Here is a 6,366-nt window from a genome sequence, read left to right as displayed (position 1 = left end):
CACCCTGGACCGGCTGGTGGCCGACGCGATCGTCCGGTTCGACCCCGAGACCGCCGCCCAACGCGCGCTGGAGGACCTCGAGACCCGCCACGCCCGCGTCACCCTCAACCACGTCCCCGACGGCATTCTGGCCACCGGCCGGCTCGACGCCGTCGTCGACGCCGCCGACGCCCTCGAGCTCGACACGATCCTGGCCCAGATCGCCGCCAGCCTGGCCGCCGCGGGCGACACCGACCCCCTCGACGTCCGCCGCGCCAAGGCCCTGGGCCTGCTGGCCCGCGGCGAACTACCCCACCAGCCCGACCAGCCTCCCGCGACCAGCAGCGGACGGCGCCGGCAGCTGGTGCTGCACGTCAGCCTCACCGACACCGCCCTGCACGGCTGCGGCGACGGCATCGCCACCCTGGCCACCCCCACCGGCCGGCCGCTGGGCCCGGTCACCGTCGAGCAGGTCCAGCAATGGTGCGCCACCCCCGACGCCGAGATCACCGTCAAACCGGTCATCGACCTGCTCGCCCTGCTGACCAGCACCGGCTACCAGCCCTCGACCACCCTGCGCGAGCAGACCGTGGCCCTACACCGCACCTGCGTCTTCCCCCACTGCGACCGCCCCGCGCACAGCCTCGACCTCGACCACATCCACCCCCACGCCACCGGCGGCGCCACCGCCAGCGACAACCTCGCACCCCTGTGCCGACGCCACCACCGCACCAAGACCCACACCGCCTGGACCTACACCCGCCTCGGCCCAGCCGAACACCTCTGGACCAGCCCCCACGGCCACCAGTTCCTCACAGACCGCCACACCACCCGCGACGTCTCGCCCGACCTCCGCGACACCGGCTGAGCCCACTAGGCTCGGAGACATGGCAGCGGTCCCCGAGCAGCGACTCCTCCTCGTCCACGCCCACCCCGACGACGAGACCATCGGCACGGGCGCCACGATGGCGAAGTACGTCGCCGAGGGCCGCGGCGTCACCCTGGTCACCTGCACGGCCGGCGAGATGGGTGAGGTCCTCGTCCCGGAGCTCGAGCACCTCGCCGCCGACAAGGACGACCGGCTCGGCGAGCACCGCCGCGAGGAGCTCGCCGCCGCCATGCGGGAGCTGGGCGTCACCGACCACCGCTTCCTCGGCGGCTTCGGCACCTACCGGGACTCCGGCATGCAGTGGCACGAGGACGGCTACGCCATCCCGGCGGACACGATCCACGACAACGCCTTCTGGCACGCCGACCTCACCGAGGCGGCCGACCACCTGGTGCGGATCATCCGCGAGGTCCGCCCGCAGGTCCTGGTCACCTACGACCAGTTCGGCAACTACGGCCACCCCGACCACATCCAGGCCCACCGGGTGGCGATGTACGCCGCGCAACTGGCCGCCGTGCCGTCGTACCGCAGGGACCTCGGTGAGCCCTGGGACATCGCGAAGATCTACTGGCTGGCCATGTCGGAGAGCCGGATGCGCGAAGGGCTGCGCCGGCTCCGCGAGGCGGGGGACCACAGCTCCTTCGAGGGCATGGACCCCGACGGACCGCTGCCGATGACGACGCCCGACGAGGACCTGGCCGCCGAGATCGACGCCTGCGACTACGCCGACCAGAAGATGGCCGCGATGCGCGCCCACGCGACCCAGATCACCGTCGACGGGCCGTTCTTCGCCCTGTCGAACAACATCGGCAACCAGGTCTGGGGCCTCGAGCACTTCCGGATCGCCAAGGGCACGCAGGGTCCGGTCGGGAAGAACGGTCTCGAGGCCGACCTCTTCGCCGGCCTCGTCGCCGGCCTGTGACCGGCGCCCGGGCCGCGGCCGCCGGCGCGGGCCTGCTCGTGCTGGGAGCGGCGGTCGGGACGGCCACCGTCTGGGTGCATCCAGTGGGCTGGGGACTCGCCCTGGGCGCGGCCGCCACCCTGGCCGCGCTCGTCGCGGCTCCGGCCGGCTGGCGCCGGCTGGCGTACGGCGTCGGCTGGGTCGTGGCGGCCGGCTGGTTCGTGTTCGCGCGACCCGAGGGCGACTTCGTGATCTCGAGCGACCCGGCCGGGTACGCCGTGCTCGGACTCGGCCTGGTGGTGGTGGTGCTGGTGGTGGCGACGGTGCCCGGACCGCGGCGGCGCTCCGGCCCGTCCTAGCGATTCGCTGGGCCGGATTGCATAGGCTCACGGTCGTGAGCACGCAGGACCAGAGCCCTCCCGGACCGATCGAGGACACTGCCGAGACCTCGGCGGTCAAGCGTGAGCGCTCCGGCTTCGGGGCCGTCCTGGTCGTCGTCGTGATGCTCGCACTGCTGGTGGGCGGCGGCTGGGCGGCAGCGTACTTCTTCGCCGAGGACCGCCTTCCCAGTGGCACCACTGTCGCGGGTGTCGGCATCGGGAACCTCACCGTCGACGCCGCCGAGCAGCGGCTGCGCGAGCGGCTCGAGAACCGCCTCGACGAGGCGGTCCAGGTGGAGGTCGGCGGCAACACCGCCCGCGTCGTCCCCGCCCGGGCCGGACTCTCGATCGACGTCGAGGCGACCGTGGCGCGTGCCGGCGCCGAGCGGAGCTGGGACCCGCGCGACCTGTGGAACCACTACACCGGGGGCGACGAGGTCGCGCCGGTCCTGGACCTCGACGAGGCGGCGTTCGACACGGCGCTGGAACGGCTCGACACCGCGCTCGGCGCGCCGGCCCGCGACGGTGCGGTCGCCTTCGGCAAGGACGGCGTGCAGGTCACCGACGCCGCCGTCGGCCAGGGCCTGGACCCCGACGAGCTGCGCGACGCGCTGGTCGAGGCGATCCCGTCGGACGAGCGGAAGGTCGAGCTGGCGCTGCACGAGGTCGTGCCGGACATCGACCAGGCCGACGTACAGCAGGCGCTGACGAGCTTCGCCAACCCCGCCATGGCCGCGCCGGTGACGCTGGTCTTCGGGGAGTCGCCGGTGGTGCTCCGGCCGCAGCAGTACGCCGCGGCGCTGCGCCTGGAGCCGCAGGGCGACGCCCTCGTGCCCGGTCTCGACGAGAAGGCGCTCCAGCAGCTCGTCGCCGCCGGCATCGCCGACGACGCCAGCGCCCCGGTCGACGCGACGGTCCGCATCGTCGGCGGCAAGCCTCAGGTGGTGCCGGCCCGGCCGGGCGTCGCCTTCGACCCTGCCGAGGTCTCCCGCGTCTTCCTGGACCTGGTCACCAAGCCCGAGGGCCAGCGGCGGGCGCCGATCACCGCGACCGTCGCCGAGCCGGAGATCTCCACGGCGGACGCGCAGGCCTGGCAGATCAAGGAGCGGGTCTCGACCTTCACCACGCACTTCCCGTACGCGGAGTACCGCAACACCAACATCGGCCGCGCCGCCGAGCTCGTCAACGGCACCGTCGTCGAGCCGGGCGAGACGTTCTCCCTCAACGGCGTCGTGGGGGAGCGCACCCGCGAGAACGGCTTCACCGAGGGCTGGACGATCCAGGAAGGCATCTTCCGCGCCGACCTGGGCGGCGGCGTCTCGCAGCTGGCGACCACCACGTTCAACGCGATGTTCTTCGCCGGGCTCAAGGACGTCGAGCACAAGGCGCACTCGCTCTACATCTCCCGCTACCCCGTGGGCAGGGAGGCGACGGTGGCCTGGGGCGCGCTGGACCTGCGGTTCCAGAACGACACGCCGTACGGCGTCCTGGTGACCACGGGCTTCACGCCCTCGACCCCCGGCCGCCAGGGGTCGGTGACCGTGTCGATGTGGTCGACCAAGGTCTGGGACATCACGACCCGGACCAGCGACCGCTACGCCTTCACCGACTTCAAGACCCGCACCGTGACCGACGGCAACTGCGAGCCGACCGAGGGTGCCCGCGGCTTCTCCGTCGACGTGTGGCGCTACTTCAGCAAGCCCGGGAGCGACACGGTCGAGAAGACCGAGAAGTTCCACACCGTCTACCGCCCGCAGGACCACGTGATCTGCAAGACGCCGAAGGTGGTCCGCTAGGGCCGGGTGCCCGGGGCCAGGTAGCGATAGGTGTGGTGGGTCTCGAACCCCAGCCCCTCATAGAGCGCGATCGCGGCGTCGTTGCCGGTCTCGACATGGAGCCACGCCGTGCGGGCGCCCTGCTCGGCCGCCCAGGCCAGCAGCTCGGCGAGGACCGCCGTGGCCAGCCCCTGACGGCGGTACGCCGGCTCGACCGTCAGCCCGAACAGGCCGACCCAGTCACCGTCGACCGCCGCCTGCCCCTCGGCCCGCCCGGCCACCGTGACGCGCGCCCGGTCGCCCTCCACCGAGCGCGCCGGTGCCACCGCGGGTGACCGAGCGAGCAGCCGCCGCGCCCGCGCCACGGAGGCGAGCAGGAAGTGGGCGTCGCCCGGGACCGGCAGCCAGCCGTGTGACCGGAACGCCGCCTCGGTCTCCGAGGCCGCCTCGACGTTGACCAGCGGCGGGCGGTCCCGCGCGGCGTAGAACGCCCGGACCGCGGCGACCGCCTCGTCGAACGGCGCCCCGGGGTCGCCCATGGCCAGGCACGAGTTGGCGCGCCGGCGTACGGGAGCATCGGGGCGCGGCTGCGCGCGCAACTGCCACTCGCCGACGTACGCGGTCTCCAGTCCGGGGAACAGCGCGGCCGTGCGCAGCTCGGCCTCCCGCACCGAGACGCGGTGCCGTACGGAGGGCCGCGGCGGCACCGGCTTGCCGGACACGATGTCGGCGAGGGGGATGCGCACCGGAGCGCCCGACTCGGGCGCGACCACGCACCAGCCCTCCGCCCAGTCCGTGCAGATCCCGAGCAGGTCGGTGAACGCCGGTCCGCCCGTGGGGCCGGTCTCGCCGCGCACCAGGCGTCGGATGACGACGCGCTGGCCGACAACGTGTGGACCTAACCGGTGAGCGGGCACGCGGGGATACTAGGCTGGGCCTCTCAGCCCCAGTCCCCGTAGGAGGAAGTCGGATGACCTACGTCATCTCCCAGCCGTGTGTCGACGTGAAGGACCGTGCGTGCGTCGACGAGTGCCCGGTCGACTGCATCTACGAGGGCAAGCGCATGCTCTACATCCACCCGGACGAGTGCGTCGACTGCGGCGCGTGCGAACCGGTCTGCCCGGTCGAGGCGATCTTCTACGAGGACGACGTGCCGGAGCAGTGGAAGGAGTACTACGACGCGAACGTGAAGTTCTTCGACGACCTCGGCTCGCCCGGTGGTGCCGCCAAGATGGGTGAGATCGACAAGGACGCCGAGTTCGTGGCGGCGCTGCCGCCGCAGAACCAGGACCACTGAGCCCGGTGACCCGTCCGCTCGTCTCGCGGCGCCTGCCGGACTTCCCCTGGGACAAGCTGACGTCGTACGCCGCCACCGCGCGTGCCCACGAGGGTGGGATCGTCGACCTGTCAGTCGGCACGCCCGTCGACGCGACCCCCGAGGTCGCGCAGCGGGCGCTGTGCGAGGCGGCCGACGCGCCGGGCTACCCCGTCACGGTCGGCAACCCGGCGACCCGCCAGGCGGCCATCGACTGGCTGGCGCGGCGCCACGGGGTGACGGGCCTCGGACTGGACGCCGTCATCCCGTCGATCGGGTCCAAGGAGCTGATCGCCTCGCTGCCGCTCCACCTCGGGATCGGCGCGGGTGACCTGATCGTCTACCCCGAGCTGGCCTACCCGACGTACGAGGTCTCCGCCGCGCTCGTCGGCGCCCGCGCCATGGCCACCGACTCGCTGACCGCGGTCGGCCCGGAGGTGCCGGCGCTGCTGTGGCTCAACAGCCCCTCCAACCCGTCCGGTCGGGTGCTGCCGGTCGAGCACCTGCGCAAGGTGGTCGAGTGGTGCCGCGACCGCGGCACGATCCTGGTCTCCGACGAGTGCTACATCGAGTGCGCCTGGGAGGGCCAGCCGCCGATCTCCGTGCTGCACCCCTCGGTCAGCGGCGGGTCGTTCGAGGGCATCCTCGCCGTCCACTCGCTCTCCAAGCGCTCCAACCTGGCCGGCTACCGCTGCGCGTTCGTCGCCGGCGACCCTGCTCTGGTCGGCGAGCTGCTCGCGGTCCGCAAGAACCTCGGCCTGCAGATGCCGGCGCCGCAGCAGGCCGCCATGGTCGCCGCGCTCGACGACGACGCGCACGCCGACGACCAGTACGAGCGGTACGCCGCCCGGCGCGCGCGGCTGCGTGACGCGCTCGTTCACGCCGGCTTCGCCATCGACCACTCCGAGGCGTCGCTCTACCTGTGGGCGACCCGGGGCGAGGACTGCTGGGCCACCGTCGCCTGGCTGGCCGAGCGGGGCATCCTCGCCGCCCCCGGCGCGTTCTACGGGGCGGCCGGCAAGGACCACGTCCGGGTGGCCTTCACCGCGACCGACGAGCGGATCGACGCCGCCGTCGAGCGCCTGACCGCCGACTGAGGCGCGCACCTGACCTCTCTCACCGGCTGT

The 6,366-nt window shown here is 73.0% G+C and carries 7 protein-coding genes; 6 read left to right on the top strand and 1 reads right to left on the bottom strand.

Going from position 1 to position 6,366, the window contains the following annotated elements:
- The 4 genes from VGE38_RS08935 to VGE38_RS08920 form a co-directional block, all read left to right on the top strand.
- The coding region (locus tag VGE38_RS08935) for an HNH endonuclease signature motif containing protein (protein ID WP_331142187.1) at nt 1-847 on the top strand (847 nt) is incomplete at its 5' end.
- Nucleotides 848-866: 19 nt separating this feature from the next.
- Nucleotides 867-1,790 carry an N-acetyl-1-D-myo-inositol-2-amino-2-deoxy-alpha-D-glucopyranoside deacetylase gene (mshB, locus tag VGE38_RS08930; RefSeq protein WP_331142186.1) on the top strand — a complete coding sequence of 308 codons (924 nt, stop codon included), beginning with the start codon at nt 867-869 and terminating at the stop codon, nt 1,788-1,790.
- Nucleotides 1,787-2,128 carry a DUF6113 family protein gene (locus tag VGE38_RS08925; RefSeq protein ID WP_331142185.1) on the top strand — a complete coding sequence of 114 codons (342 nt, stop codon included), beginning with the start codon at nt 1,787-1,789 and terminating at the stop codon, nt 2,126-2,128. The genes mshB and VGE38_RS08925 overlap by 4 nt, the downstream gene beginning before the upstream one ends.
- A 35-nt stretch (nt 2,129-2,163) precedes the next feature.
- Complete coding sequence (locus VGE38_RS08920; RefSeq protein ID WP_331142184.1) at nt 2,164-3,945, top strand: VanW family protein; 1,782 nt, start codon at nt 2,164-2,166, stop codon at nt 3,943-3,945.
- On the opposite strand, the gene VGE38_RS08915 is transcribed toward VGE38_RS08920, so the two are convergent.
- On the bottom strand, nt 3,942-4,841 hold the full coding sequence (locus VGE38_RS08915) for a GNAT family N-acetyltransferase (RefSeq protein WP_331142183.1): 900 nt from the start codon (nt 4,839-4,841) through the stop codon (nt 3,942-3,944). The genes VGE38_RS08920 and VGE38_RS08915 overlap by 4 nt on opposite strands.
- 53 nt (nt 4,842-4,894) lie before the next feature.
- Here VGE38_RS08915 and fdxA point away from each other — a divergent pair, with 53 nt between their 5' ends.
- Nucleotides 4,895-5,221, top strand: a complete 327-nt coding sequence (gene fdxA / locus VGE38_RS08910) for a ferredoxin (protein WP_331142182.1) — start codon at nt 4,895-4,897, stop codon at nt 5,219-5,221.
- 5 nt (nt 5,222-5,226) lie between these two features.
- A complete protein-coding gene (gene dapC / locus VGE38_RS08905; RefSeq protein WP_331142181.1) occupies nt 5,227-6,336 on the top strand; it encodes a succinyldiaminopimelate transaminase in 1,110 nt (369 codons plus the stop codon).
- Nucleotides 6,337-6,366: the final 30 nt, after the last annotated feature.

The organism is Nocardioides sp., from assembly GCF_036405735.1.
Lineage (GTDB): Bacteria > Actinomycetota > Actinomycetes > Propionibacteriales > Nocardioidaceae > Nocardioides.
Note: the sequence above shows the minus strand (reverse complement) of the source record. Positions and strands in the feature narration are given on the sequence as shown.

What these genes read in the sequence shown, in the direction of transcription:
- mshB (WP_331142186.1), top strand. Translation starts at nt 867, where the DNA reads ATGGCAGCGGTCCCCGAGCAGCGACTCCTCCTCGTCCACGCCCACCCC.
- fdxA (WP_331142182.1), top strand. Translation starts at nt 4,895, where the DNA reads ATGACCTACGTCATCTCCCAGCCGTGTGTCGACGTGAAGGACCGTGCG.